Source organism: Cupriavidus sp. SIMBA_020 (genome assembly GCF_046535395.1).
Lineage (GTDB): Bacteria > Pseudomonadota > Gammaproteobacteria > Burkholderiales > Burkholderiaceae > Cupriavidus > Cupriavidus campinensis.
The window spans coordinates 332,330-357,527 of the sequence record NZ_JAWRWU010000002.1; the positions used below are offsets into that span (position 1 = coordinate 332,330).

Sequence of the window (25,198 nt, forward strand, 5' to 3'; positions counted from 1 at the left end):
CGTCCACCTCAATAAAATCAATGACTTGGCGTGGATGGCACGGTATTCGCTTCATGACTTGTTACAAGAAGACGGGCGGCATGGCGAAGCTGCCCGCGGCGATGGACCGAGGGAGGACATCGACCGGATGACACGCCACGCAGCAGAAAAGCAACGGGAAAGTCCGCGTCCCAACGGGGCGCTTCAGCGGGGGCAGGCGCGGGCCAGCGCCAGGTAGCAATTCTGGTCCACGCACGTCGGCATGAATGCCGGCAAGCGATGAGATGTCCGACGGCGGTTCTTTCAGGCGCGGACGATTTCCCCGGCAGGGAGGCCTGGGGAGATCGTCCGCCGCACCTCTTTGTGCTCCCCGAATGCCTGCAATTTTTTCTGCAAAAACGCCTGGCGAGGCTTGCGCGCCACGCCTTCTGCCGCTTTCCGCAATGCAGCATCGAAACCGCTTGCCACGCTGCCGGCGCTCTCCATAATTATGAATTATTGCGGCGCATACGCCGCGTGAGCAGTCTTCCCGGCATCCGGGACCGGAGGCATCGTGCGAATCATCCGGCAGGCGCTGTACCTCGAAGTGGCAGACCGTTTGCGGGCGATGATCGACGATCACACGCTGATGCCCGGCGCATGGATTGACGAAGTGGCGCTGGCCGCCTCGCTCGGCACCTCGCGCACGCCGCTGCGTGAGGCGCTCAAGGTGCTCGCGGCCGAAGGGCTGGTGCGGCTGGAGCCCCGGCGCGGCTGCTTCGTCAACGCACTGACCGAGCAGGATCTCGATGAGATCTTTCCGCTGATGGCGCTGCTCGAAGGCCGCTGTGCCTACGAGGCCGCGCGCAACGTCACCCAGGACGATCTCGACGCGCTGGAGGGCCTGCACGCCGACCTCGCGCGCTACGCCCAGGCCGGCGACATCGACGCCTATTACGAAACCAACTACCAGATTCACGAGGCGCTCCAGCGCCTGGCCGGCAACCGCTGGCTGTCCGGCGTGGTCAGCGACCTGCGCAAGGTGCTGCGCCTGTCGCGCCACAAGAGCCTGAAGCTGCCGGGCCGGATTCACGAATCGTGCGCCGAGCACATGTCGGTGTTTTCCGCGCTCAAGGCGCACGACCCGGAAGGGGCGGAGGCGCTGATGAAGACCCACGTGCTGCGCCAGCGCGGCGCGCTGCGGGCACTGGATCGCGCCGATCCGGCCCCGGAGCCGGCCGGGTCAGCTGACACCGCCGACGCCCCCGTTCTTCGCAACGTTCTCGCTGCAGGAGTCTCATGAGCGCCCTCGATCCCGCCGAACAGAAAGTCAGCGCCCCGCTGGAAGCCACGGAACCGGTCGGCGATACCTTGCTGTCGCGCTTCGGCCGCTGGTGGAGCCGCAAGGGCGACGCTGAAGCGGCCCCGGCCAAGCGGCCCAAGGTGGAGGAGGGCGACACCCCGGCGCTGTCCACGCGCGCGATGAAGCGCCAGCGCGAGCAGCTTCGCCCCTGTTTCGATGCCCGGCTGACCGATGGCGCCGCCAACGCTGCCGCGCAGGCGTGGCAGGCGGAATACGAAGCCGCCTCGGAGCCCGTGCGCCAGGCGATGCTGACCGTGCTGGCCGAAGTGGCGGCCGGCGCCGATGGCCCCGGTGCGAAGGCAGGATCACATTCCGGATCACATTCCGGATCACATTCGGGATCACATTCGGGCGCGGCGTCCGGGCTGTCGCAGGCGCTGTCCAACGCGCGCATCCGCTTCTTCAAGCGGTTGGCCGCGCACCACGGCAAGAGCGACAACAGCGCGTGCGGCCTGCACTTCCTGATCCAGCTGCGCGCGGACATGCTCCGCTGGCACAAGCGCGTGCCGGGCCTGCGCGTGCTCGACGAAGACCTGGAGGCGCTGTTCTCGAACTGGTTCGATGTGGGCCTGCTCGAGTTGCAACCCATCACCTGGGACTCGCCCGCCTCGCTGCTGGAAAAGCTGATCCGCTACGAGGCCGTGCACGAGATTGCCTCGTGGACCGACCTGCGCAACCGGCTCGACTCGGACCGCCGCTGCTACGCGTTCTTCCACCCGCGCATGCCGCGCGAGCCGCTGATCTTCGTCGAGGTAGCCTTCGTGCCCGAGATGGCGGCCAATGTGCAGGCGCTGCTCGACGAAGCCGCGCCGCTGGAAGACCTGCGGCGGGTCAAGTGGGCCATCTTCTATTCGATCTCGAACACGCAGGCCGGGCTGCGCGGCGTGAGCTTCGGCAATTTCCTCTTGAAGCGTGTCATCGAGGAATTGCAGCGCGAGTTCCCCAAGCTGAAGCAGTTCGCCACGCTGTCTCCGCTGCCCGGGTTTGCCGATTGGCTGCGCAAGCAGCACGGCGACGCGATCGCGACGATTCTGGGCGAGAAGCGCCTGGCGCGCTGGACCGAGCGCCACGGCACGCCGCCCACGGATGGCGCCGGCTGGCTGGCCGCGCTGCCCGCCGATGCGCCGGACCCCGTAGTGCGTGATACCGCGCTGACGCTGGCCGCGCATTACCTCGTGCGCGAGGGCGCGCCGGGGCAGCCGGCGGACCCCGTGGCGCGCTTCCACCTGGGCAATGGCGCCTGCGTGGAGCGGCTGAACTGGGCTGCCGACCTGTCGCGAAAAGGCCGCGCCCAGTCGTGCGGCATGATGGTGAATTATCTTTACGTGCCGGAGGCGCTGGATGACAATCTGGCACGCCTTGGCGATGGCAATCCCCGCATGAGCCGTGCGGTGGGCAAGCTGCTGTGACCCCTGGGTCGGGCACGGATGGCGCCGGGCAATCTTGTCGGGTGAATGTAGTACTTCGATTGACTTTCCGCAGCAAGTAGAGAGAGGAGACAGTACATGAATCGTCGTCAGTTCCATCTGACCGCGTGCGCGCGCGCGTTCGCGGTTGTGGCGGGTGTTGCCGCCGCGTCGGCAGGGTCGATGTATGCGCCGGCCGCCCTGGCCGATACGTGGCCGAGCAAGCCGGTCACCGTGATCGTGCCGTTCCCCGCCGGCGGCGGCACCGACGCCTTCGCGCGTCCGCTGACCGCCCAGTTGTCCAAGCAGCTCGGCAAGCAGTTCGTGATCGACAACCGTGGCGGCGCGGGCGGCACCGTGGGCGCCAGCATCGCCGCCAAGGCCGCGCCGGATGGCTACACCATCTTCATCGGCGGCGCGCACCATGCCATCGCCCCGTCGTTCTACAAGAAGCTCGATTACGACATCGAGAAGGATTTCATCCCCGTCACCGTGATTGCCCAGCCGCCGCAGGTGGTGGTGGTGAATCCGACCAAGGTGCAGGCCAACACGCTCAAGGAGCTGATCGCCTACGCCAAGGCCAATCCGGGCAAGCTGAACTACGGCTCTGCGGGCAATGGCTCCTCGCACCACCTGGCGGGCGAGCTGTTCAAGCTGCAGACGCAGACCTTCATCACGCACATCCCCTACAAGGGGGCCGGCCCGGCGCTGTCGGACCTGATCGCTGGCCAGGTGGACATGCTGTTCGACGGCCTGGGTTCGTCGGCGCAACACATCCGCGCGGGCCGCATCAAGGCGCTGGCGGTGGCGTCGAACAAGCGCTCGCCGGCCTTCCCGAACGTGCCGACGGCGGCCGAGGCGGGCGTGCCGAACTACGAGGTTTCCACGTGGTACGCGCTCTGGGCGCCGAAGGGCACGCCGAAGGAAGTGATCGACCGGCTCTACACCGAGACCACCAAGGCGCTAAACTCGCCGGAAATGAAGCAGGTCTGGCTCCAGAATGGCTCGGAGACGCCGGCGTTCACGCCTGAACAGTTCGCCACGTTCCAGCATGCCGAGATCAAGCGCTGGGCCGAGGTGGTGCAGCGCTCCGGCGCCAAGATCGACTGATGGGCGGCACCGTCACGTTCGCGCGGGACGGCGCCGTGGCCACGGTCACGCTGTCGCATCCGGGCAAGCTCAACGCGATCTCGACCAGCATGTGGCAGGCGCTGGCCACGGGCTTCGCGGAGCTGGCGGCGGATACGTCGCTGCGCTGCGTGGTGGTGCGGGGCGCCGAGGGCAATTTTGCCGCCGGCGCCGACATCGCCGAGTTTCCGGTCGTGCGGGGCGACGAGGCGTCGGTGCGCCGCTACCACACGGAGATCCTCGCCCCGGCGCTGGCGGCCATCGCCACGTGCCCGCATCCGACGCTGGCGATGATCGAGGGTGTCTGCGTGGGCGGCGGGCTGGAAATTGCCTGCCACTGTGATTTGCGCATTGCCGCGGCGGGCAGCCGCTTCGGCGTGCCGATCAACCGGCTGGGTTTCCCGATGGCGCCCGGAGAACTGGGCGGGCTCCTGGCGCTGGCCGGGCGCGCCGTCACGCTGGAAATCCTGCTGGAAGGCCGCGTGTTCGATGCGGCCGAGGCCGAGCGCAAGGGCCTGCTCACGCGCGTGGTGGCCGAGTCCGCGCTCCACGACGAGGTGGCCGCCACGGTGCAGCGCCTCTGCGCCGGCGCGCCGCTGGCCGCCCGGATCAACAAGGCGACGATCCGTCGCCTGTCGTCCGATCCCGCGCCGCTTACGGCGGCCGAGATCGACGCGCATTTCGCCTACGCCGGCAGCCGCGATCACGCCGAAGGCGTGGCCGCCTTCCTGGCGCACCGGCGGCCCGAGTTCACCGGGGAGTAAGATGGCGGCCGGCCGGCACGTCCGCGTGCCGGTTTCGCCACCGTAATCCCGTCTTATTCGCCGGCATCCTATTTCCTTCGATTCCGTACCATGAACGCCAATCTGTTCGCCCTGTTCGAATCCCGCTTTCCCGTCGACCGCAGCGCGTGCTGCATCGAGACCCATGACGGGCTGTACTACAGCTGGGATGACCTGGACCGCGCCACCGCCAAGATCGCCAACCTGCTTGCCGCGCTGAAGCTGCCGGCCGGCGCGCGCGTGGCCGTGCAGGTGGAGAAGTCGCCCGAGGCGCTGTTCCTGTACCTGGCCACGCTGCGCGCGGGCTACGTGTACCTGCCGCTGAACACCGCGTACCAGGAATCGGAAATCGACTATTTCGTGGGCAATGCCGAGCCCGCCGTGGTGGTCTGCGGCAGCAAGAACTTCGGCTGGGTGTCGAAGGTGGCGTTCCGCCACAACACCGCGCACGTATTCACGCTGGATGAGGACCGCAACGGCTCGCTGCTGGCCCGCGCGGCCGCCCAGCCGGATACCTTCCAGACCGTGACGAAGGGCGACGATGACCTCGCGGCCATCCTCTATACCTCCGGCACCACGGGCCGCAGCAAGGGCGCGATGCTGACGCACCGCAACCTGGCCTCCAACGCCCAGACGCTGCACGAATACTGGGGCTGGCGCAGCGACGACGTGCTGCTGCATATGCTGCCCATCTTCCACGTGCACGGGCTGTTCGTGGCCTCCCACGGCGCGCTGCTGGCCGGGGCCAAGATGATCTGGGCGCCCAAGCTCGACATGGCGCAGATTCTTGCCTTCCTGCCGCGCGCGACGGTGATGATGGGCGTGCCGACCTACTACGTGCGCATGCTGCAGGAGCCGCGCTTCAACCGCGAGGTGTGCCGCAACATGCGGCTGTTCGTGTCGGGCTCGGCGCCGCTGCTGCTGGAGACGTTCGACGGCTTCCGCGAGCGCACCGGCCACACCATCCTGGAGCGCTACGGCATGAGCGAGACCGTGATGCTGGTCTCGAACCCGTACGATCCCAAGCTCGGCGAGCGCATTGGCGGCACGGTGGGCATGCCGCTGCCGGGCGTGTCGGTGCGCGTGATGGACGGCGAAGGCAACCCCTGCACGCCGGGCGCCATCGGCAATGTGGAGGTCAAGGGCCCGAACGTGTTCAAGGGCTACTGGCGCATGCCGGAGAAGACCGCCGAGGAATTCACCGCCGACGGCTGGTTCAAGACCGGCGACGTGGGCCGCTTCGGCGGTGCCATCGTCAGCCAGGCGGGCGAGCGCAAGGTGCCGGACAACTATCTGACGATCGTGGGCCGCAGCAAGGACCTGATCATCTCGGGCGGCTACAACGTCTATCCGAAGGAAATCGAGAGCTTTATCGACGAACTGCCGGGCGTGGTGGAATCGGCCGTGATCGGCGTGCCGCATGCCGATTTCGGCGAGGCCGTGGTGGCCGTGGTGGTGCGCAAGCCGGGGGCGGAGATCGACGAGGCGGGGATGATCGGCACGCTGCGTGGGCGCATCGCCAACTTCAAGGTGCCCAAGCGCGTGCACGTGGTGGACGAGCTGCCGCGTAACACGATGGGCAAGGTGCAGAAGAACGTGCTGCGGGAGCAGTTCGCCGCGCTGTGATGGATTTCCCCCTCGCCCTGTGGAAACGGGGGAGGGGGAAGCCAGACTGGCTGGTTACTTCACCATCTGCACCGACCCATTGACCGACACGGTCACATGGGCCTTGCCGCCTTCCATCGGGATCGGCGCGCCGGCATCGGCGGACATCGCCTTGGCGGCATACATGCGCGGCGTCGGCGGCACCACGCCGCCGCTGTCGTTCATCGACACTTCTCGAATCGTATAACCGCTATAACCGAACAGCTTGGTGCTGACCTGGGCCTTGTCGCGGAATGCCGACACGGCTTGCTCGGCCAGCTTGGCCTCGGTGGCCTGGCGTGCCTCGCGCGAGAGCGAGAAGGCAACGTTCTGCACCTGCATCTGGTTGGCCAGTTCTCCGGCCAGCTTCGACACCGCCGCGAAATCCTTCGACTTCAGGATCACTTCCGAGCGCCCGCGCCACGTGCTGATGCGGCCGTTGCGGTCCGTGCTCGGATGGATGGTGAAGCCGCCCGACTGGGCCTCCACGCCCGAAGTGCGCTTGGCCTGCGCCAGCACGGCCTGCGTGCGCGCCGACAGCGCCGACGAGATGGCCGACGGCTCGGCGCCTTCCTGTTCCGCGGCCAGCGTCAGTTGCACCACGTCGGTGGGTACCTCGGTGACCGCCTCGGCGGACAGCGACAGCACGCCGGCGGGCGGCGGCAGGGTCTGGGCCGATGCCACGGCAGCCGTGGTAGTCAGCAGAGAGGCCGCAAGCAGATGCTTCATGTTTTGTTCTCCCGATCAAAGTGATGGCTTTCAGACGCCTTTCCGTGCACTTCGTTCCGCGCGCGCTTCCCATGACTGTATCCGGGTGTTTCGCCGTGTAATACGGGGGGCAGGGCAGTCAGAACGTCTGCCACGCCTTCCAGAGCATGTACGAGGCCAGGCAGGCCAGCAGCGCGGCGAACACGCGCCGCAGCGCGTTCACGTCCATGCTGTGGGCCGCCCGGGCGCCCAGCGGCGCGGTCAGCACGCTGGTGATGGCGATGATGCCCAGCGCCGGCAGGTACACATAGCCGAGCGAGCCCGCCGGCAGCCCGCCCACATTCCAGCCGCCCCAGACGTAGCCGACCACGCTGGCGAGCGCAATCGGAAAGCCGAGCGCGGCCGAGGTGGCCACGGCGTTGTGGATCGGCACGTTGCACCAGGTCATGAACGGCACGGAGATGAAGCCACCCCCGGCGCCGACCAGGCTCGAGATCAGGCCGATGACCGAGCCCACGCCGACCATGCCCGGGGTGCCCGGGAGCCGGCGCGCGGCGGGTGGCCGGCGGCTGCGCAGCATCTGGAGCGCCGAGAAGCCCACGAAGACCGCGAACAGCAGCGACAGCCAGCCGGTCTTGAGCACGCTGAAGATCTTGCCGCCGCCGATCAGGCCACCCAGCAGGATGCCCGGCGCCAGCGCCAGCACAATGCCCCAGCGCACCGCGCCGCGCTTGTGGTGGGCGCGCACGGACGAGAGCGAGGTGAACAGGATGGTCGCCATCGACGTGGCGATGGCCATGTGGACGATGTGGCTGTCGGAGACCTGCATGGCCGTGTAGAACAGCGTCAGGAACGGCACCATCAGCATGCCGCCGCCCACGCCGAGCAGCCCGGCGCAGAAGCCGGTGAAGGCGCCGAGGATCAGCAGCCCGGGAATCAGGACAGGACTCATGGCAGGTCCGTCACTTCATCAGCCGTTCGGTGATATAGCGCCATTCCGCCGGCGTGACCGGCGTGATGGAGAGGCGGTTGCCGCGCCGGAGCACCACCATGTCCGCCAGCGCCTCGTGCTCGCGCAGTGCGGGCAGCGGAATCAACGCGCTCTTGCGCACGAAACGCACATCCACGAGCGACCAGCGCGGTTCCTCGGGCTTCGAGGCCTTGTCGTAGTAATCGCTCTTGGGATCGAACTGCGTGGGATCGGGGTAGGGCTGGGAGCAGACCTCGGCCAGTCCGGCGATGCCGGGCTCGGGGCAGGAGGAGTGGTAGAACAGCACACCATCGCCGATGCGCATCTGGTCGCGCATGAAGTTGCGCGCCTGGTAGTTGCGCACGCCGGTCCACGGCAGCGTGCCGCGCTTGGCAAGATCGTCGATGCTGGCTTCGTCCGGCTCGGACTTCATCAGCCAGTACTGCGGGGCGCGTTGGCCCGGTTTGGCGGCGGGTGGCGTCACGGTACCAGTGTCCGTCGGTCAATAAAAAAAGGCGGTGGTTCTGAAAACCACCGCCTTCTGAGGGGTCCCCGCCTCGGCCGCTGGGTCGGCATCCTGAACCCAAGTGAGGTTCAGAGTGGCTGCGGAAGTCGTATTTTGGGTACATCACCCACTCAGGGAGTCCAGGCGAACCCAGACTATGAATGCGGTGACGCGCTCGCCCACACGACATAATCCCGCACCATGCAATGCATATCGGTTCAAGGAGTTATGACCCTCACGAACCAGGCAGGGAAACTGTCAAACGTCTGACTTTATATTCACCTTATGCTGCGAGCAGCTGGGGTGATGTCAGACGTTTGCCGTTTCGAAACAGGATGGGATGAAAACGGCGGTCGGGCGCGATAACCTGACCTGTATGCTGCACCGGTAAGGCGTTTGTGCAGTCTGGCTACACTATACACCGCGTCGTCAGGCATACCAAGTTCGGCATGTTGCATCGTTACATTTTCAACACCGGACATCGGCCAGATCCGACATTGCGCCATCGGCTTCACATGCCTGTCATGTGCGGCCGATGCGGTGTGATTTCAAGTCCGGCCAGATTCGGCCGATGTCGATGTCAGCCCTGCGCGCGGGGGTCGGTGCCCACGTGCGCGTACTGCCGCAGTGCCTCGTCGGCGCGCTCGTTCAGCTCGCGGATGCGGGCCCGCACGGCGTCCACGGGAATCTGCCCGTCCTCTTCCTGCTTGCGGCGCATGGCCAGCAGGTCCGAGGCAATGCTGATGGCGGCCATCACGGCCACGCGCTCCACGCCCTTGGCGGAGACGTTGCCCTTGAGCTTGTTCATCTGGTTGTCCACCAGCGCCACGGCTTCCAGCAGCGCGGCTTCATTGTCCGGCGCGATGGCGAAGCGGTAGGGCTGCCCCGCGATGTTCACTTCGACTTGCTTGTTGCTCATGCGTGTTCTCCGGGGGCGGGGTGCGCGCCGCTGGCATCGGGGTCGGTGCCGGTGGCCGGGGCGCCTTCACCCAGCAAATCGAGCTGGCGCGCATCGCTGGCCGTGGGCAGCTTGTCCAGGATCGACTGGATGCGCAGCTGGGCTTCCTCGATCTTGATATTGAGCAGTTCGCGGTCGGCCGCCATGGCTTCGCGGTCCGTGCGCAACTGGCTCGCCTCGGCCCGCAGGCGGTCGATCTCCGCGCGCAGCCGCTGGTTTTCCGCCGCCAGGGTGTCTGCATGATGCAGCACGCGCCCGATCTTGGCGGCCAGTTGTTCGAGTTCGTTGAGCATAGTGCCTGTCTGTCCGATGGATTGTGGGTCAGGTTTCGGGATTCTAGCCGATGCCGGATCGGCCACGTTGTCAACGAGACGTTTCTGACTGCAGCGTCGCCAGGAAGTTGCATCGATCGTCACGCAACATGCGGGTAACCGGCCCCGGAGTGGACGGTTCCGCACCACGTCCGCCAGATTGACGGCCCCGGTGAAACTGCCTACACTCGCGCACGTTCCAGGTGCTCGCGACCCTGCCCACAGGGCCGCAGTTCAACGGGAAACAGGGAGTCCGGGGCGCGCCGCGCGCTGGGCCAACCTGTGCTGCCCCCGCAACGGTAAGCGACCGCGCACGCGCCATGCGCCGCGCAAGGGCCTGCCAGCATGCCACTGATCCACCCCGCCATGTGACGGGGATCCACCGATCGGGAAGGCGGCCGGCCTGATGTCGTCAGCCCGGATACCGGCCTGAACGCGGGCGCACCGCTCCACACGGCGGCGCGCCACTTCGCCATATGGCCCGCGGGGGAACGGGCCCGGCCGTGCTTCCATCCATCCAGCAACATGCGTTCCTCGCTCCACAGGCCGACCGCCGCGACACAGCCGCCGGTCCGCCCGCTCGTGCCCGCCATCCTGGCGGCCATCGCTGTTTTCTCGTCCGTTTCCCTGCCCGCCATGGTCCACGCGCAAACCGCGCCGGAGGCCAGCGACACCGCCCCCGGCCAGACGCTCGCCCCGGTCGTCGTCACCGCCTCGCGCACCGCGCAGGCCGTGACCGAGGCGCTGCCGCACACCACGGTGGTCACCCAGGAAGACATCGTCAATGCCCAGGCGCCGGACCTGCGCTCGCTGCTGCGCGGCCAGGCGGGCGTGGAATTTGCCACCACGGGCGGCATGGGCGCCAACACCACGCTGTTCATGCGCGGCGCCAATTCCAACCAGGTGCTGATCCTGGTGGATGGCGTGCGCATTGCCGGCGCCAGCGGCGGCACCGCGCAGCTCGCCAATATCCTGCCGGACCAGATCGACCATATCGAGGTGGTGCGCGGCAACGTCTCGGCCCTGTATGGCTCCGACGCCATCGGCGGCGTGGTGCAGATCTTCACCAAGAGCGGCGCCGGCCAGGCCCCGGCGGCCAATGCTTCGGTGGGGTACGGCAGCAACAACACGCGCCAGGGCACCGTCGGCTATGGCGGGCAGGTGGGCGATACCTCGTTCAACGTCACCGGTTCGATCTTCAAGACCGACGGCTATTCGTCGATCGACGCCGCGGCATGGAATCGCGACAACCCCACGCGCGCCCGGCAGGGCATCGGCCCGAACCCGGCCGACAACCCGTACGAGAACAAGAGCGTCTCCGGCCAGGTGAAGCACAAGTTCAGCCAGGACTGGGACGCCGGCGTGGCCGCGTACTACGCCAACAGCCAGCTCTCGTACGACAGCGCCAGCGGCAAGCCGACCGACGACCTGCGCATGGATAGCGAGCTGTACACGCTGTCCGCCTTCGTCAACGGCAGGCTGCTGCCCGACTGGCGCACCCATTTCAAGGTCGCCCAGAGCGAGGACCGCGCCGAAACCAGCAAGAACGGCCTGTTCGACAGCCTGTTCAGCACCCGTTCCCGCCAGTTCAACTGGCAGAACGAGTACGCGCTGACGCCTGACCACACGCTGCTGTTCGGCACCGACTACCTCCAGCAGGAACTGTCGTCCAGCGCCTACAACGCCCCCACGCGCAATGTGTTCTCGGTCTACGGCGGCTACGAAGGCAAGATCGGCCGCCACCAGCTGCAGCTGAACGCGCGCAACGACCATTATTCGGACTTCGGCAACCAGGGCAGCTTCTTCGCCGGCTATGGCTTCCACCTGACCCAGGCGGTCAAGCTGATCGCCAACGTCAGCAACGCTTTCCGGGCGCCGACCTTCAACGAACTCTATTACCCGAACTTCGGCCAGCCGAACCTCCAGCCCGAGCGCGCCAAGTCGGCCGAACTGGGCGTGCAGGTGGAAACCGCCGCCACCGGGCTGCTGCGCGTGACCGCGTTCGAGACCCGCTACAACGACCTGATCGTCTCCACGCAGCAGGCCAGCGGGTTGTTCCTGGCGCAGAACGTCAACAAGGCCAAGGTGCAGGGGGTGGAGGCGTCCTGGCGCGCCAACCTGCTCGGCACGGATGTCGGCGCCAGCGTGACCTTCCAGAATCCGGTCGATGAAACCAACGGCACCCAGCTGCTGCGCCGCGCGCGCCGCCATGCGTCGGTCGATGTCGGCCGGAATTTCGGCGATTTCCGATTCGGGGGCGAGTGGCTGGTGTCGTCGTCGCGGATGGACAATGGCTCGCGCCGGCTGGGCGGATACGGTATCTTGAACCTCACCGCCCGCTACAACATCGACAAGCAATGGTTCGTCGCCGCCCGCGTGGAAAACCTGTTCGACAAGAACTACCAGCTCGCCTATCCGTACGCCACGCAGGGCCGGGCGGGGTTCGTCACGCTGGGATGGCGCCAGAAATGAGGCCCGGCAAGGCGCCGCGCGGGGACGGTGCCCGCCATGGCTGAGGCGCGCCGCGCGCTGGCCGTCTGGCTGGTCCTCGCCCTGGCGGGGCTGGCCGTGTTCGGGCTGTCGCTGGCGCTGGGCAGCGTGTCGCTCGATGCCGCGCAGCTCTGGCAGGCCCTGAGCGCCACCGATGCCGGCATGGCCGGCGCCATTGTCAGGGAATTACGACTCCCCCGCGCCGTCGCCGCGTTCGCGTGCGGTGGCCTGCTGGCGCTCTCCGGCGCGCTGATGCAGGTGCTGCTGCGCAACCCGCTGGCCGAGCCCTATGTACTAGGCGTCTCGGGCGGCGCCGCCACCGGCGCGTTGCTGGCGATGCTGCTGATGCTGCCGCTGTGGACCGTGCAGGCGGGCGCCGCCGGCGGGGCGCTGCTGTCGATGGTGCTGGTGGCCTCGCTGGCGCGCCGGGACCTGCTCCACCCGCGCGTGCAGGGCGGCCACCACGAGGCGGGCGCCCGCCTGCTGCTGACCGGCGTGATCCTGGCCGCCGGCTGGGGCGCGCTGATCACGCTGATCCTGGCCATCGCGCCGGAGTCGCGGCTGCGCGGCATGCTGTTCTGGCTGACCGGCGACCTCGGCGGCACCGCCAGCTACGGCGCCGCGCTGGCCACGCTGGCCGTGGCGCTGGCGCTGGCCATGCCGATGGCGCGCTCGCTCAACGTGATGCTGCTCGGCGAGACCGTGGCGCAATCGCTGGGCGTGCAGGTGGGCCGGGTGCGGCTGGCCACGTTCCTGATCGCCTCGTTCGCCATTGCGGCGGCGATCACCACCGCCGGGTCGATCGGCTTTGTCGGCCTGGTTGTACCGCACATGGTGCGGCTGGCCTGGGGCAACGACCAGCGGCTGCTGCTGCCGGCGTCGGTGCTGCTGGGCGGCACATTGCTGATGGCGGCGGATCTGATCGCCCGTACCGTGATCGCCCCGACCCAACTGCCGGTGGGTGTGATTACCGCGCTGCTCGGCGTGCCGACCTTCCTCTACCTGCTGCTGCGGAGGCCGCGATGAACCACTGGTCTACGCCGCTTGCGCCCTGTCCCAGCCTGCACCTGCGCGACGTCGCCCTGCGCACCGGGTCGCGCGTGCTGGTGGAGCATCTGTCGATGGCCATCGCGCCGGGCGAGTTCTGGTGCGTGGTCGGCCCGAATGGCGTGGGCAAGTCCACGCTGATGGGCGTGCTCGCCGGCCTGCGCGCGCCCGATGGCGGCGAGGTCCGCATCGACGGCACCCCGGTCACCCGCGCCGCGCCGGCCGCGCTCGCGCGCCAGCGGGCCTACCTGCCGCAGGCCGTGCATGACACCTTCTCGATGGCCGTGCAGGACGCCGTGCGCGTGGGACGCCATCCGCACATGAGCGGCTGGGGCTGGGGCCAGGGCGATGACGACCGCGTGGTGCGCGACGTCATGACCGAACTCGACCTCGACGCCCTGACCACGCGCGACGTCCTCACGCTCTCCGGCGGCGAGCGCCAGCGCGTGTCGCTGGCTGCCGCCATGGCCCAGCAGGCGCCGCTGCTGCTGCTGGACGAACCGGTGGCTCACCTCGACCTGCGCCACCAGATCCTCGTGCTGGAACTGCTGCGCCGCCTGACCACGGCGGGCCGCCACGCGGCCATCGTGATCCTGCACGATCTCAACCTGGCGCGCCGCTACGCCACGCATGCGCTGCTGATGTCCGAAGACGGCCAGGCGCTGCATGGCCCCGCGCCGGATGTCCTCACCCCCGCGCAGTGCTCCCGGGCGCTGCGCACCCCCATTGTCAGCGTCAGCGACGGCCTCTATACCGCGCTGATTCCGAATGGGACGACTGGAAATTCGTAAATGAGCGATATCGACAACAACACGCCGGACACCTCGGAAGACGATGGCCGTGACGCCCGCCACAAGGCCCGCATGGCGCGCAAGAAGGAGGTGGTGGATGCCAAGATCTCCGCCGCGCAGACCGAGCGCGGCGTGATCGTGATCACCACCGGCAACGGCAAGGGCAAGTCCAGCTCGGGTTTCGGCATGGTCGTGCGCGCGATGGGGCACGGCATGCGTACGGGCGTGGTCCAGTTCATCAAGGGCGCCATCCCGAGCGGCGAGGAGATGTTCCTCCAGCGTTTTTCGGAAGAATGTGAGTTCCACGTGATGGGCGAGGGCTACACCTGGGAGACCCAGGACCGCGCACGCGACGTGGCCAAGGCCGAGGCCGCCTGGGACATCGCCCGGCGCATGCTGCGGGATCCCGCCATCGGGTTGGTCCTGTTCGACGAACTGAATATCGCGCTGAAGCTGCATTACCTCGACGTGGAGCAGGTCATCGCCGACCTGCGCGCCCGTCCGCCGATGCAGCACGTGGTCATCACCGGCCGCGGCGCGCCGCCCGCGCTGGTCGAGGCCGCCGACACCGTGACCGAGATGACCCCGGTCAAGCACGCGTTCCAGCAGGGCATCAAGGCCCAGCGCGGCGTGGAAATGTAAAGACACTGCGGAAATATCGATGTCCACCTTCACCGACACCCCCCTGCAACGCCCCCCGATCGCCCCGCTCGATGACTCGCTGCGCGCCGCGCTCCAGGCCGCCATCGACGACAAGACCAAGCCGCCCGGCTCGCTGGGCCGGCTGGAGTCGCTGGCGATGCAGATCGGCCTGATCCGGGGCGAGACCCAGCCGGTGCTGACCCGCCCGACCATCATCGTGTTTGCCGGCGACCATGGCGTGGCCGATGCCGGCGTGAGCGCCTTCCCGCCTGAAGTCACGGCCCAGATGGTGCTGAACTTCCTCGGCGGCGGCGCGGCGATCAACGTCTTCACGCGCCAGCACGGCATGGTGCTGGAAGTGGTGGATGCCGGCGTGCGCGCGCCGCTGCCGGCCGCGCCGGGGCTGGTCAACTGCCGTGTGGCCGATGGCACGCGCAATTTCGTCGAGGAAGCCGCGATGACGCCGGCGCAGGCGGGCGCGGCCATCCAGGCCGGCATGGCGCGCGTGCTGCGCCATGCGGAGCAGGGCACCAATGTGATCGGCTTCGGCGAGATGGGGATCGCCAACACCTCCGCCGCCGCCTGCCTGATGAGCCGGCTGACCGGCCTGCCGCTGGCCGACTGCGCCGGGCGCGGCACCGGGCTGGACGAGGCCGGCGTGGCCCGCAAGCGCGAGATCCTCGAGCGCGCGCTGGCCCGCCATGCCGAAGTCACCGCGCCGCTGGACGTGCTGGCCACCTTCGGCGGCTACGAGATCGCGGCGATGACGGGCGCCTACCTGGCTGCCGCCGCCTGCCGCATGGTGATTCTGGTCGATGGCTTCATCGCCTCCGCCGCGCTGCTGGTGGCGGCGCGGATCGACCCGACCGTGCTCCAGTACTGCGTGTTCTCGCATTGTTCCGATGAGCGCGGCCACAAGGCCCTGCTGGCCGAATTCGGCGCCGAGCCGCTGCTGGCCCTGAACCTGCGCCTGGGCGAAGGCACCGGCGCGGCGCTGGCATGGCCGCTGGTGGCTTCGGCGGCGGCGTTTCTCAAGGAAATGGCGACGTTCAGCGGTGCCGGCGTGAGCCCCGGCGCGGCCTGATCGGACCCCGGAAAACCCGACCATGGCCGACGAACTGCGCTTCTTCCTGACCGCCCTCGGCTACTTCACGCGCGTGCCGCTGCCGCAGCGGCTGGCCGGCTGGGTCGGTTTCCAGCCGCACTTCCTCAACGCGGCGGCGCGCTACTTTCCGCTGGTGGGGCTGCTGGTGGGCGTGGCCGGCGCGCTGGTCACCTGGGGCGCGCTGGCCTTGTGGAGCGCCCCCGTGGCCGTGGCGCTGGGCATGATCGCCACGCTGCTGCTGACCGGTGCGTTCCATGAGGATGGCCTGGCCGATTGCGTGGATGCCTTCGGCGGCGGCTACCGGCGCGAGGACGTGCTGGCCATCATGCACGACTCGCGCGTGGGCGCGTTCGGGGCCATCGCCATCGTCATGGCGCTGCTGCTCAAGTGGCAGCTGCTGCTGGCCACGGGCGACGCGGGCGGGCTGGCCGTGCTGCTGGCGGTGCTGGTAGCCGGCCATGGCGCGAGCCGGGCGATGGCGATCTCCTTCCTCGCCACGCACGACTATGTGCGCGCCGAAGGCAAGGCCAAGCCGGTGGCACAGCGGCTGGCCGGGGCCGGCCTGCTGTTCGCGCTGGTCTGCGGCGTGGCGCCGCTGGTGCTGCTCGGGCCGATGTTCGCGGGCGTGGCCATCGTCGTGCTGGTAGGGGTGCGCGCCGCGCTGGGCGCGTACTTCGTGCGCCGGCTGGGCGGCTACACCGGCGATTGCCTCGGCATGGCGCAGCAATGCGGCGAACTGTCGATCTACCTCGTGGCGGCCGCATGGACGTGGTCCTGATCCGCCACGCCCGGCCGGAAGTGGCGCCGGGCATCTGCTACGGCGCGCTGGACCTCGCGCTGGCGCTGCCCGTCTCGCCGCCCGCCGAGCGGATCGTCGCCACGCTGGACGGCCTGCGGCCGGACCGCATCCTGACCAGCCCGGCGGCCCGCGCGCGCGACACGGCGACAGCCTTGTCCCACGGCATCGACACCCGCATCGACCTGGAAATCGAACCGCGCCTGCGCGAGCTGGACTTCGGCCAGTGGGAAGGGCGGGAGTGGGCGACCATCGACCGCGCCGATCTCGACCACTGGGCAGCGAACCTGATGGCGGCGCGCCCCCACGGCGGCGAGAGCGCCGCGCAGGTCATGGCGCGTGTGGTGGACTGGGCCGGTTCGCTGCCGGCCGACGCCGGCGGCTGCCTGTGGGTGGTGACCCACGCCGGCCCCATCCGCATGCTGGCCGCGCACTGGCTGGGCCTGCCGCTGGCGCGCACGCTGGCGTGGGAACTGGGCTTTGGCGCCACGTGCCGCTTCCATCTGGAGGGTGCGGATGGCATGGGCGCCCGGCTTAGCTGGTGGAACCGGCTGTCGAACTAGTTCGAATCAACGAGGATCAGGACGGCCGGCGCGAGCGCGCGATATCGAGATCCTTGCAGATCTCCGCCGCGCCCTGCACCACGCGCGGGCCGGCGCGGTTGACCAGGTCACCGTCGATGATGAACAGGTTGTTGCGCGCCACCGCCGTCACCGACTTCCATTTTTCCCACATCGAGAAATCCGCCAGCGGCTTGTCCGGCCGCGTGGCGCCGATGCCCGCCGTCATCATCGCCTCGGGGTTGCCGGCCACCACCGCTTCCACGGACACGGTCGGCACCAGCGGCGGCTCGTTCCCGAACAGGTTGCGCCCGCCGCACAGCGCCAGCATGTCGCTGACCATGTGCTGGCCGTTCAGCGTCATCAGCGGCTGCTGCCAGACCTGATAGAAGACCGTCACCGGCGGCCGGTTGGCGTAGGTCTTGCGCAGCGTCTCCACCTGCTGGCGGAAGTCCGCGGCGGCGCGCGTGGCCACCGGGCCGGTATCCATCAGCTTGCCCAGCTTCTCAAGGTTTTCCGGGATCGATTCGAGCTTGCGCGGCTCGCTGTAGAACAGCGGCAGGCCGAGCGCGCGCAGGCGGTCGGTCTGCTTCTGCGCGTTGCCGTGGCGCCAGACCACGATCAGGTCCGGCTTCAGCGCGGCAATTCGTTCGAGGTCCAGCGCCTTGTTGTCGCCCACGCGCGGCAGGTCGCGCGCCTGCGGGGGGTAGTCGCTGTACGAGACCGTGCCGACGATGCGGTCGCCGCCGCCGGCTGCGTAGAGCAGCTCCGTCACATGCGGGGCCAGCGAGACGATGCGGCGCGCGGGCTGGGCCAGCGTCACGGTGTTGCCGGCATCGTCGATCACGGAGATGGCCGCGTGGGCGGGGCAGGTCAGTAGCGCGGCAACCAGGGTGGTCAGCGCGGCGATGGACTTCGTCATGTCAGGGGGCGAGAGAGGAGGTGGCGTCGGCCAGCGCGCGGTCCAGCCGGCGCCAGCAGGGTTCGTTATCGGGCGGCAGGCCCAGGCGCAGGCTGGCGGGGCAGCCGCCGGCCGCATCGAACAGCCGGGTCCACACGCCTTGCTGCGCCAGCGCCGCGTGCAGGGCCGGCGCGCGGGCATCGGGGATCCAGCTGAACAGCGGCTGCGACACCGGGGACAGCCCGTGTTCGCGCAGCAGCATGGCCAGCCGCTGGCCGGCGGCGGCCAGCCTGGCGCGCGTGGCGTGCTGCCAGTCGGTATCGGCAAGGGCATGCTGGGCGACGGCGCGCGCCGGGCCGGAGACGGTCCAGTGGCCGAGTTGATCGCCGAGAGCCGCGAGCAGGTCCGGCGCGGCGAACACGAATCCGCAGCGCACGCCCGCCAGCCCATAGAACTTGCCGAGCGAGCGCAGCACGACCAGGCCCGGCGCGGCGGCGTCTGCCACCAGCGACGGCGCGGCCAGTGCATCCATGAAGGCCTCGTCCACGACCAGCGTGCCGTGCCGGCGCGCCACTTGCCGATGCCAGTGGCGCAGCGTCTGCGCCGGCAGCAGCCGCGCGGTGGGGTTGTTCGGATTCACGACCACCAGATGGTCGAGGTCATCGGCCAGATCGACCCGGGCGAAATCGGCTTCATCGAGCGGCACGACCGTGTGCCCGGCCAGCGCGAACGCCGGGGCGTACTCGCTGTACCCGAGCGCGGCAATGCCCACCCGCCCGGGCCGCAGCAGGCGCGGTAGCGTGCGGATGGCCGCCTGCGAGCCGGCGACCGGCAACGCGTGCGCACCGCCGTAGGCGCGCGCGGCGATGTCCGCCAGGGCGTCATCGTCCTGCGGCAACCGTTGCCAGACCTCGGCGGGCAGCGGCGGCACCGGGTAGCCATCGGGATTGATGCCCGTGGACAGGTCGAGCCATTCGGCCACGGGCCGGCCATAACGGCGCGCGGCGGCGAGCAGGTTGCCGCCATGGCGGATCGGGGCGAGGGCGCTCATGCGGCCACCTCCAGCCCCATCGCCAGCGGCACGCTCAGCATCGCCAGCCCGAGCCAGAGCCACAGCGTGCGCTGCACCAGCCGCAGGCAGGCATCGACATGGGCCGCGCCGGGCCGCTCGCCCACGCCGAGGGGCGGGCGCTCCTCCCACTCGCCGTGATAGCGCGCGCCGCCACCGAGCGCCACGCCCACCGCGCCGGCGCCGGCCGCCATCACCGGACCCGCGTTGGGGCTGGACCACGCGGGCGCCTGCGTGCGCCAGCAGCGCAGCGCCTGCCCCGTGGCGCCGAGCAGCGCGTAGGTCAGCGCGGTCAGCCGCGCGGGGATCAGGTTGAGGCCGTCGTCGAGCCGCGCGGCGGCCCAGCCGAAATGCAGCAGGCGCGGCGTGCGATAGCCCCACATCGCGTCGAGCGTATTGGCGAGCCGGAATACGATCACCGCCGGCGCGCCGCCGATGAAGAACCAGAACAGCGCGCCGAAGATGGCATCGTTGCCGTTCTCGAGCGCCGATTCGCAGGCGGCGCGGGCCAGCGCCTCGGCGTCGGCATCGGTGGTGTCGCGGGAGACGATGCGCGCGGTCAGCCGGCGGGCATCGGCAAGGTCGTTGCGCGCCAGCGCGGCGGCAATCGGCGCGATGTGCTGGGCCAGGCTGCACGCGCCCAGCGCCGCGTAGAGCGCCGCCGCGTGCAGGGCCCACGCCAGCGCGGGGTGCGCGCGCTGCGCGAGCGCGACCAGCCCCCAGGCCAGCGCGGCAGGCACGAGCACCATCGTCGCCCAGGCCAGCAGTCCGGCGGTGCGTTGGCGTAGTGAGGAACATGCGGGGCGATTAAGACGCGCTTCCAGCGCGGCGGCCAGGCGGCCGAAGCCGACCAGCGGATGCCAGCGGCGCGGTTCGCCAAGCCAGCGGTCCAGCAGCACGCCGGCCAGCGCGGCGGCCACGCAGGCCGCCCAGGACATCATCAACATGGTGGGAAGATCACGCGGGGTCGGCGCCCTTGACCGCGACCGGAATGCCGGCCACGAGCAGGCGCACGCGGTCCGCGGCGGCGGCCAGCTTCTGGTTCAGGCGGCCCAGTTCGTCCACGTAGAAACGGGTGATGGCGCCCGTGGGCACCACGCCGAAGCCGATCTCGTTGGAGACCAGGATCACGTGGCCCGGCAGCATCGGCAGCGCGGTGAGCAGCGCGTCGATTTCCTCGGTGAAGGCGGGCGGCGGGGTGATGACGCCGTACTCGGGGTAGGCGCGGTTCTCGTCGAAGATCAGGTTGTTGAGCCAGAGCGTGACGCAATCGACGAGGATGCAGCCGTCATGGCGCGCGTGCGCGTAAAGGGCGTCCGCTAGGTGTACCGGCTCCTCCACCAGCGCCCAGTCGGCCGGGCGGCGGGCGCGGTGCAGCGCGATGCGCAGCTCCATTTCCTCGTCGGCCGGCTCGGCGTCATGGCGCGCGGTGGCGATGTAGGTCACCGGGCCGCACGTCAGCGTGGCGTGGTCCGTGGCGAGCTGTTCGGCGAAATGGCTCTTGCCCGAGCGCGCCCCGCCCAGCACCAGCGTGAGCATGCGCGGGACCGCCGTACCGGCCTGCGGCTGCGGCGCGGTCTCCGTCTCGGGCGTGCTGGCAACGGCGGCGCCGGCCGACGCGGGGTCGGCGGGTCCGGTGATGCCGAGTGACTTGGCGATGGCCTTGGTTTCCATCCCGCGTATTGTAGCGGCGGCATGCGGTGCCCGCACGCATGGAACTTGCAGGGCCACCGCGCGTGGCGCACCGGCCGGGCAACGACGCTGCGATAATCGCGCCATGCAATCGAAAACTGTTTCCAGCGGCGCGCCGCTGCCCGGCGGGCGTGCCCTGCGCGGCACCCTGATGGTCCAGGGCACCACCTCCGATGCGGGCAAGAGCACCATCGTCGCCGGCCTGTGCCGCGTGCTGGCGCGTGCCGGCGTGCCGGTGGTGCCGTTCAAGCCGCAGAACATGGCGCTGAACAGCGCGGTGACCGTCGATGGCGGCGAGATCGGCCGCGCGCAGGCGCTGCAGGCGCAGGCGGCAGGGCTCGCCCCGCATACCGACATGAACCCGGTGCTGCTCAAGCCGAGCAGCGACATCGGCGCGCAGGTCATCATCCACGGCCGCGCGCGCATGGACCTGGACGCCCGCGCCTATCACGCCTACAAGCCGCAGGCGATGGCCGCCGTGCTGGAGAGCCACGACCGCCTGAAACAGGCGTACGAAGTGGTGCTGGTGGAGGGCGCCGGCAGCCCCGCCGAAATCAACCTGCGCGACCGGGACATCGCCAACATGGGGTTTGCCGAGCGGGTGGACTGCCCGGTGGTGCTGGTGGCCGATATCGACCGGGGCGGCGTGTTTGCCCATCTGGTGGGTACGCTCGATTGCCTGTCCGAGACCGAGCGCGCGCGCGTGACCGGTTTCATCATCAACCGTTTCCGTGGGGACATCCGCCTGCTGGAGCCGGGGCTTGACTGGCTTACCGCGCGCACCGGCAAGCCGGTGTTCGGCGTGCTGCCTTACCTGCACGGGCTGCACCTCGATGCCGAGGACGCGATCATCGACGCCCAGCCCGCCCGGGATGGCGAGGGCGGCGAGGTGCTGCGCGTGATCGTGCCGGTGCTGCCGCGCATCTCGAACCATACGGATTTCGATGCCCTGCGCGCGCATCCCGGCGTGGACCTGCGCTTTATCGGCCCGGGCATGCCGGTGCCGCCGGCGGACCTTGTGATCCTGCCCGGCAGCAAGAGCGTGCGCGCGGACCTGGCCTTCCTGCGCGCCAACGGCTGGGACCATGCGCTGGCGCGGCATCTGCGCTATGGCGGCAAGCTGATCGGCATCTGCGGCGGCATGCAGATGCTGGGCCGGCGGATTCATGACCCGGACGGCCGTGAAGGCCCGGCCGGCAGCAGCGATGGCCTCGGCTGGCTCGACTTCGACACCACGCTGGCCCCGGAAAAGCAGTTGCGGCAGGTCGGCGGCCGGTTGGCGGGCGACGACGCGGCGCCGGTACGCGGCTACGAGATCCACCTCGGCGTGACCGAGGGGCCGGCGCTGGATCGGCCTGCTTTGTGGCTGGAAGACAACATTTCGGGCGATGGCGCCCAGCGGCCCGATGGCGCCCGTTCGGATGACGATCAGGTGCTGGCCACCTACGTCCACGGCCTGTTCGACGACCCCGCCGCGTGCGGCGCGCTGTTGCGCTGGGCCGGTTTGCGGCACGCGGAGGGGGTGGACCTCGACGCGCTGCGCGAGGCATCGATCGACCGGCTGGCCGACACCATGGCCGCCCATCTCAACCTCGCTGCGTTGCTCGGACCGCTTTCGCCCCCTAGTCCTGATCCCTCCTGATCCCTCCTGATCCCTCCTGATCCCTCCTGACCGTTCAGTCCGGGGCGCCGAGCCGGTAGACTATCGCAGCCATCGGTTCCTGGAGCTTTTCATGCCGGTAGTCGTGATCGCGAATCCCAAGGGCGGCGTGGGCAAAACCACGCTGGCCACCAATCTGGCGGGCTATTTCGCCCGCCACGGCCATGCGGTGATGCTGGGCGACACGGATCGCCAGCAGTCCTCGCGCGCCTGGCTGGGGCTGCGTCCGGCCGCGGCGCCGCCCATCCGCACCTGGGAGATCAACGGCGACCACATCGCCCGGCCGCCCAAGGGCACCACCCACGTGGTGCTGGACACCCCGGCCGGCCTGCACGGCTGGCGCTTTGCCGATGTCATGAAGCTGGCGCACCGCGTGGTGGTGCCGCTGCAGCCCTCGATGTTCGACATCCTCGCCACCCAGGACTTCCTCACCAGACTGGCCGACGAGAAGCGTGTGCGCCACGGCGAGGTGGCCGTCGGCGTGATCGGCATGCGCGTGGACATGCGCACGCGCGCGGCCGAGCAATTGCAACGATTTGTCGAAGGTCTGGGCCTGCCGGTGCTCGGCTACCTGCGCGATACGCAGAACTACGTGCAACTGGCCGCGCACGGGCTGACGCTGTGGGACGTGGCGCCGTCGCGCGTGGCGCGCGACTGGGAGCAGTGGCAGCCCATCCTGCACTGGCTCGATGGCGAGGCAGCGACGCAGCCTGCTGCGCCGTCCTCCCCCTCAGCCGCCTGAGCTGCCTGAGCTGCCTGTGAGGCGCCGCAGCAGCGCGTCTACATCGACCCACGTCACCCGGCGGATCGGCATCATCAGGTCGGTGCCGGGAAACGGATCGTCGAAACACGCCGATTCCTCGCCGCCCAGCGCCCGGTAGAACGCCCGCGCCTGGGTGTTGCCGTCGAGCACATAGAGAAACAGCGGCTTGCCGGGCCATTCGTAGGCCACCCGCGCGGCGCAGTGGGTCATCAGCCGCTTGCCGAGGCCGAAGCCCTGGTAGCCGGCCATCACATGGAGGTTGTCGAGGTAGATGCCGTAGCCCGGTTCAGCCAGCGGCATCAGGCAACTGAAGCCGGCCGGCTTGCCGTCCACCCGCAGGATGGTCACGAGCAGCGGCGCCTCGGCGTCCTCCAGCATACGGGCGCGCCAGGTGGCCAGCCGTTCGGCCGGCGCGTGGTTTTCGAGGTATTCGGCGGGAATCAGGCCGGCATAGGCGTGGCGCCAACTGTCGGTGTGCAGCGCGGCCAGCAGGTCCGCGTCAGCGGCTGTGGCAGGGGCGAGTTCGATATCGGACATGGCAGGGCAGGTGTGGGCGGCGCACGACGGCAACGCCACCGCACGGCCACCGATCTTAACTTGCCACTGTTAGAATCGCGAATTCTTCGCATTTGCATTTGCGGGCTGGCCCACAGATGCCAAGCGATCGCCCCCGTGTGGTGCATCGGCATGTCTTTGAGTGACCGATACGGCACCCTGGCAATCCCCCCAATCCGCCCCTGACACCATGGTCTCCGGCCGTCTTCGTACCGTCTTCCTCAAGCTGCATCGCTATATCGGCCTGACCTTCGGCCTGCTGTTCGTGCTAATGGGCCTGACTGGCACCATGATCGCCTGGCGCGAGGAACTGGACACCTGGCTCAACCCGGATTTGCTCGAGGCGTCCTCCGCCGCGCGGATTCCGGTGGGGGCGGCCACGGTGGAGTCGGTCACCGCCAAGCTGATGGCCGACCCGCACTACGGCAAGCCGAACCTGCTGATGCTGCCGATGCATGAGCACGGCGTGTTCATCGCCTATTACCCGCTCAAGGGGCCCGAGGCCGGGCCGGGGCGCTCGCGGCAGGTGATGATCGACCCGATCACGCTGGCCGTGAAGGGGGAACGGTTCTGGGGCGTGCCGGGGCTGTCGCGCCAGCAACTGATGCCGACGCTGTTCCACCTCCACCGCTACCTGCTGAGCGGCGATACCGGCAAGACCATCACCGGCGTGGCCGGCATGATGCTGCTGTTCCTGGTGCTGGTGGGGATCGTGCTCTGGCTGCCGAAGCTGACGGCGCGGGCGCTGAAGCAGTCGGTGCGCATCGCGCACGGCGGCTCGTGGTCGCGCTTCACCTACACGCTGCACCGGGCGGGCGGCCTCTTCGCGGCGCCGGTGCTGGCCACCATCGCGTTCTCGGGCTGGTACCTGAACCTGCCGAAGTGGGTCACGCCGATCATCAGCAGCGTGATGACGGTGAGCGCCACCGAGAAACCCCACTCGGCCGCGCCGCCCGAGGGCGTGCACGCGATCACCCCGGCCCAGGCCATGACCGCTGCCCAGCGCGAGTATCCGGGCGCGCTGGTCACGCGCATCGGGCTGCCCCGCAAGCCGGGCGATGTCTACGAGATCCGCCTGCGCCAGTCCGGCGAGATCCGTGGCGACAGCGGCGCCACGCGGCTCTGGCTGGATGCCTATACGGGCCAGCGTCTCGGCGCCCGCGACCCGCTGGCCAAGGACGCGCCGTCCGGCGATACCCTCATCAACTGGCTGTTCCCGCTGCACACTGGCGAAGCCTTCGGCACGCCGGGGCGCGCCTTCATCACCGCATTCGGCCTGACCCCGCTGATCTTCGCCATCACCGGCGTACTGATCTGGTGGAAGCGCCGCAGCGGCCACCGCCGCCATCTGGCGCGGGAACGGGAGCGGCTGCGGCGGGCGGGGTGAGCGGGCG

The 25,198-nt window shown here is 69.2% G+C and carries 26 protein-coding genes, 1 other RNA gene and 1 riboswitch; of the genes, 15 read left to right on the plus strand and 12 right to left on the minus strand.

The window, feature by feature from the left end:
• Window positions 1-282: 282 nt before the first annotated feature.
• Window positions 283-447: a hypothetical protein gene (locus tag SB751_RS05705; RefSeq protein WP_186296835.1), complete on the minus strand. Its 165-nt coding sequence runs from the start codon at window positions 445-447 to the stop codon at window positions 283-285.
• 85 nt (window positions 448-532) lie between these two features.
• On the opposite strand from SB751_RS05705, the gene SB751_RS05710 reads away from it, so the two are divergent.
• The 5 genes from SB751_RS05710 (at window position 533) to SB751_RS05730 (ending at window position 6,263) form a co-directional block, all read left to right on the plus strand.
• On the plus strand, window positions 533-1,261 hold the full coding sequence (locus SB751_RS05710) for a GntR family transcriptional regulator (RefSeq protein WP_144197918.1): 729 nt from the start codon (window positions 533-535) through the stop codon (window positions 1,259-1,261).
• Window positions 1,258-2,730: a malonyl-CoA decarboxylase domain-containing protein gene (locus tag SB751_RS05715; RefSeq protein WP_144197919.1), complete on the plus strand. Its 1,473-nt coding sequence runs from the start codon at window positions 1,258-1,260 to the stop codon at window positions 2,728-2,730. Before SB751_RS05710 ends, SB751_RS05715 begins: the two co-directional genes overlap by 4 nt.
• A 96-nt stretch (window positions 2,731-2,826) precedes the next feature.
• Window positions 2,827-3,837 carry a Bug family tripartite tricarboxylate transporter substrate binding protein gene (locus SB751_RS05720; RefSeq protein WP_144197920.1) on the plus strand — a complete coding sequence of 337 codons (1,011 nt, stop codon included), beginning with the start codon at window positions 2,827-2,829 and terminating at the stop codon, window positions 3,835-3,837.
• A complete protein-coding gene (locus tag SB751_RS05725) occupies window positions 3,837-4,619 on the plus strand; it encodes an enoyl-CoA hydratase/isomerase family protein (protein ID WP_144197921.1) in 783 nt (260 codons plus the stop codon). The genes SB751_RS05720 and SB751_RS05725 overlap by 1 nt, the downstream gene beginning before the upstream one ends.
• A gap of 90 nt (window positions 4,620-4,709) precedes the next feature.
• The gene (locus SB751_RS05730) at window positions 4,710-6,263 is read left to right on the plus strand and encodes a malonate--CoA ligase (RefSeq protein WP_144197922.1); all 1,554 of its coding nucleotides are present in this window, start codon (window positions 4,710-4,712) and stop codon (window positions 6,261-6,263) included.
• 54 nt (window positions 6,264-6,317) lie between these two features.
• Here the strand turns inward: SB751_RS05730 and SB751_RS05735 are convergent, their stop codons facing one another.
• The 6 genes from SB751_RS05735 to SB751_RS05760 all read right to left on the minus strand — a co-directional run bounded on the left by SB751_RS05735 (window position 6,318) and on the right by SB751_RS05760 (window position 9,715).
• Window positions 6,318-7,010, minus strand: coding sequence for an SIMPL domain-containing protein (locus tag SB751_RS05735; protein ID WP_144197923.1), 693 nt, complete (start codon window positions 7,008-7,010; stop codon window positions 6,318-6,320).
• A 118-nt stretch (window positions 7,011-7,128) separates the two neighbouring features.
• A complete protein-coding gene (locus SB751_RS05740; RefSeq protein ID WP_144197924.1) occupies window positions 7,129-7,941 on the minus strand; it encodes a sulfite exporter TauE/SafE family protein in 813 nt (270 codons plus the stop codon).
• Window positions 7,942-7,951: 10 nt separating this feature from the next.
• Entirely contained in the window at window positions 7,952-8,392 is a 441-nt protein-coding gene (locus SB751_RS05745; RefSeq protein ID WP_144198124.1) for an EVE domain-containing protein, read from the minus strand.
• 112 nt (window positions 8,393-8,504) lie between these two features.
• Window positions 8,505-8,720: non-coding RNA, 6S RNA (gene ssrS, locus SB751_RS05750), on the minus strand.
• A gap of 324 nt (window positions 8,721-9,044) precedes the next feature.
• Window positions 9,045-9,383 (minus strand): cell division protein ZapA, encoded by a 339-nt coding sequence (locus tag SB751_RS05755; RefSeq protein ID WP_144197925.1) that lies wholly within the window; start codon window positions 9,381-9,383, stop codon window positions 9,045-9,047.
• A complete protein-coding gene (locus tag SB751_RS05760) occupies window positions 9,380-9,715 on the minus strand; it encodes a hypothetical protein (protein ID WP_144197926.1) in 336 nt (111 codons plus the stop codon). Before SB751_RS05760 ends, SB751_RS05755 begins: the two co-directional genes overlap by 4 nt.
• A gap of 202 nt (window positions 9,716-9,917) precedes the next feature.
• Window positions 9,918-10,181, plus strand: a riboswitch (cobalamin riboswitch).
• 77 nt (window positions 10,182-10,258) lie between these two features.
• Between SB751_RS05760 and SB751_RS05765 the strand changes: the two genes are divergently transcribed.
• The 7 genes from SB751_RS05765 to SB751_RS05795 are packed head-to-tail and all read left to right on the plus strand — an operon-like array spanning window position 10,259 to window position 17,167.
• Window positions 10,259-12,205 (plus strand): TonB-dependent receptor plug domain-containing protein, encoded by a 1,947-nt coding sequence (locus SB751_RS05765; RefSeq protein ID WP_410747844.1) that lies wholly within the window; start codon window positions 10,259-10,261, stop codon window positions 12,203-12,205.
• Window positions 12,206-12,241: 36 nt separating this feature from the next.
• Entirely contained in the window at window positions 12,242-13,249 is a 1,008-nt protein-coding gene (locus SB751_RS05770) for a FecCD family ABC transporter permease (protein WP_144197928.1), read from the plus strand.
• Window positions 13,246-14,061 (plus strand): ABC transporter ATP-binding protein, encoded by an 816-nt coding sequence (locus SB751_RS05775; RefSeq protein WP_144197929.1) that lies wholly within the window; start codon window positions 13,246-13,248, stop codon window positions 14,059-14,061. The genes SB751_RS05770 and SB751_RS05775 overlap by 4 nt, the downstream gene beginning before the upstream one ends.
• Window positions 14,062-14,703, plus strand: a complete 642-nt coding sequence (cobO, locus tag SB751_RS05780; protein ID WP_211943665.1) for a cob(I)yrinic acid a,c-diamide adenosyltransferase — start codon at window positions 14,062-14,064, stop codon at window positions 14,701-14,703.
• A gap of 19 nt (window positions 14,704-14,722) precedes the next feature.
• Window positions 14,723-15,787 (plus strand): nicotinate-nucleotide--dimethylbenzimidazole phosphoribosyltransferase, encoded by a 1,065-nt coding sequence (gene cobT, locus SB751_RS05785; RefSeq protein WP_144197931.1) that lies wholly within the window; start codon window positions 14,723-14,725, stop codon window positions 15,785-15,787.
• Window positions 15,788-15,809: 22 nt separating this feature from the next.
• Window positions 15,810-16,586 (plus strand): adenosylcobinamide-GDP ribazoletransferase, encoded by a 777-nt coding sequence (locus SB751_RS05790; RefSeq protein WP_144197932.1) that lies wholly within the window; start codon window positions 15,810-15,812, stop codon window positions 16,584-16,586.
• Entirely contained in the window at window positions 16,571-17,167 is a 597-nt protein-coding gene (locus tag SB751_RS05795; RefSeq protein ID WP_410747845.1) for a histidine phosphatase family protein, read from the plus strand. Before SB751_RS05790 ends, SB751_RS05795 begins: the two co-directional genes overlap by 16 nt.
• 16 nt (window positions 17,168-17,183) lie before the next feature.
• Here the strand turns inward: SB751_RS05795 and SB751_RS05800 are convergent, their stop codons facing one another.
• From SB751_RS05800 to cobU, 4 genes are read right to left on the minus strand one after another with little or no spacing between them, the layout of a single operon-like run.
• Complete coding sequence (locus SB751_RS05800) at window positions 17,184-18,086, minus strand: cobalamin-binding protein (RefSeq protein ID WP_410747846.1); 903 nt, start codon at window positions 18,084-18,086, stop codon at window positions 17,184-17,186.
• A 1-nt stretch (window position 18,087) separates the two neighbouring features.
• Window positions 18,088-19,116: a threonine-phosphate decarboxylase CobD gene (cobD, locus tag SB751_RS05805; protein ID WP_313819196.1), complete on the minus strand. Its 1,029-nt coding sequence runs from the start codon at window positions 19,114-19,116 to the stop codon at window positions 18,088-18,090.
• Window positions 19,113-20,081, minus strand: a complete 969-nt coding sequence (gene cbiB / locus SB751_RS05810; RefSeq protein ID WP_313819195.1) for an adenosylcobinamide-phosphate synthase CbiB — start codon at window positions 20,079-20,081, stop codon at window positions 19,113-19,115. The genes cobD and cbiB overlap by 4 nt, the downstream gene beginning before the upstream one ends.
• A 10-nt stretch (window positions 20,082-20,091) precedes the next feature.
• Window positions 20,092-20,808: a bifunctional adenosylcobinamide kinase/adenosylcobinamide-phosphate guanylyltransferase gene (cobU, locus tag SB751_RS05815; RefSeq protein WP_092290717.1), complete on the minus strand. Its 717-nt coding sequence runs from the start codon at window positions 20,806-20,808 to the stop codon at window positions 20,092-20,094.
• A 169-nt stretch (window positions 20,809-20,977) separates the two neighbouring features.
• Here cobU and SB751_RS05820 point away from each other — a divergent pair, with 169 nt between their 5' ends.
• Both SB751_RS05820 and SB751_RS05825 read left to right on the plus strand, forming a co-directional pair.
• Entirely contained in the window at window positions 20,978-22,468 is a 1,491-nt protein-coding gene (locus SB751_RS05820) for a cobyric acid synthase (RefSeq protein ID WP_410747881.1), read from the plus strand.
• A gap of 91 nt (window positions 22,469-22,559) precedes the next feature.
• Complete coding sequence (locus tag SB751_RS05825) at window positions 22,560-23,228, plus strand: ParA family protein (protein ID WP_250024769.1); 669 nt, start codon at window positions 22,560-22,562, stop codon at window positions 23,226-23,228.
• On the opposite strand, the gene SB751_RS05830 is transcribed toward SB751_RS05825, so the two are convergent.
• On the minus strand, window positions 23,217-23,786 hold the full coding sequence (locus tag SB751_RS05830; RefSeq protein WP_144197939.1) for a GNAT family N-acetyltransferase: 570 nt from the start codon (window positions 23,784-23,786) through the stop codon (window positions 23,217-23,219). The two genes, SB751_RS05825 and SB751_RS05830, sit on opposite strands and share 12 nt — an antisense overlap.
• A gap of 208 nt (window positions 23,787-23,994) precedes the next feature.
• Here SB751_RS05830 and SB751_RS05835 point away from each other — a divergent pair, with 208 nt between their 5' ends.
• Window positions 23,995-25,191 (plus strand): PepSY-associated TM helix domain-containing protein, encoded by a 1,197-nt coding sequence (locus tag SB751_RS05835; RefSeq protein ID WP_144198126.1) that lies wholly within the window; start codon window positions 23,995-23,997, stop codon window positions 25,189-25,191.
• The last annotated feature ends 7 nt before the right edge of the window (window positions 25,192-25,198 follow it).

Coding starts and splice junctions, on each gene's coding strand:
- SB751_RS05715 (WP_144197919.1), top strand. CDS start 1,258: ATGAGCGCCCTCGATCCCGCCGAACAGAAAGTCAGCGCCCCGCTGGAA.
- SB751_RS05720 (WP_144197920.1), top strand. CDS start 2,827: ATGAATCGTCGTCAGTTCCATCTGACCGCGTGCGCGCGCGCGTTCGCG.
- SB751_RS05725 (WP_144197921.1), top strand. CDS start 3,837: ATGGGCGGCACCGTCACGTTCGCGCGGGACGGCGCCGTGGCCACGGTC.
- SB751_RS05730 (WP_144197922.1), top strand. CDS start 4,710: ATGAACGCCAATCTGTTCGCCCTGTTCGAATCCCGCTTTCCCGTCGAC.
- SB751_RS05735 (WP_144197923.1), bottom strand. CDS start 7,010: ATGAAGCATCTGCTTGCGGCCTCTCTGCTGACTACCACGGCTGCCGTG.
- SB751_RS05740 (WP_144197924.1), bottom strand. CDS start 7,941: ATGAGTCCTGTCCTGATTCCCGGGCTGCTGATCCTCGGCGCCTTCACC.
- SB751_RS05745 (WP_144198124.1), bottom strand. CDS start 8,392: ATGAAGTCCGAGCCGGACGAAGCCAGCATCGACGATCTTGCCAAGCGC.
- SB751_RS05755 (WP_144197925.1), bottom strand. CDS start 9,383: ATGAGCAACAAGCAAGTCGAAGTGAACATCGCGGGGCAGCCCTACCGC.
- SB751_RS05760 (WP_144197926.1), bottom strand. CDS start 9,715: ATGCTCAACGAACTCGAACAACTGGCCGCCAAGATCGGGCGCGTGCTG.
- SB751_RS05765 (WP_410747844.1), top strand. CDS start 10,259: ATGCGTTCCTCGCTCCACAGGCCGACCGCCGCGACACAGCCGCCGGTC.
- SB751_RS05770 (WP_144197928.1), top strand. CDS start 12,242: ATGGCTGAGGCGCGCCGCGCGCTGGCCGTCTGGCTGGTCCTCGCCCTG.
- SB751_RS05775 (WP_144197929.1), top strand. CDS start 13,246: ATGAACCACTGGTCTACGCCGCTTGCGCCCTGTCCCAGCCTGCACCTG.
- cobO (WP_211943665.1), top strand. CDS start 14,062: ATGAGCGATATCGACAACAACACGCCGGACACCTCGGAAGACGATGGC.
- cobT (WP_144197931.1), top strand. CDS start 14,723: ATGTCCACCTTCACCGACACCCCCCTGCAACGCCCCCCGATCGCCCCG.
- SB751_RS05790 (WP_144197932.1), top strand. CDS start 15,810: ATGGCCGACGAACTGCGCTTCTTCCTGACCGCCCTCGGCTACTTCACG.
- SB751_RS05795 (WP_410747845.1), top strand. CDS start 16,571: ATGGACGTGGTCCTGATCCGCCACGCCCGGCCGGAAGTGGCGCCGGGC.
- SB751_RS05800 (WP_410747846.1), bottom strand. CDS start 18,086: ATGACGAAGTCCATCGCCGCGCTGACCACCCTGGTTGCCGCGCTACTG.
- cobD (WP_313819196.1), bottom strand. CDS start 19,116: ATGAGCGCCCTCGCCCCGATCCGCCATGGCGGCAACCTGCTCGCCGCC.
- cbiB (WP_313819195.1), bottom strand. CDS start 20,081: ATGTTGATGATGTCCTGGGCGGCCTGCGTGGCCGCCGCGCTGGCCGGC.
- cobU (WP_092290717.1), bottom strand. CDS start 20,808: ATGGAAACCAAGGCCATCGCCAAGTCACTCGGCATCACCGGACCCGCC.
- SB751_RS05820 (WP_410747881.1), top strand. CDS start 20,978: ATGGTCCAGGGCACCACCTCCGATGCGGGCAAGAGCACCATCGTCGCC.
- SB751_RS05825 (WP_250024769.1), top strand. CDS start 22,560: ATGCCGGTAGTCGTGATCGCGAATCCCAAGGGCGGCGTGGGCAAAACC.
- SB751_RS05830 (WP_144197939.1), bottom strand. CDS start 23,786: ATGTCCGATATCGAACTCGCCCCTGCCACAGCCGCTGACGCGGACCTG.
- SB751_RS05835 (WP_144198126.1), top strand. CDS start 23,995: ATGGTCTCCGGCCGTCTTCGTACCGTCTTCCTCAAGCTGCATCGCTAT.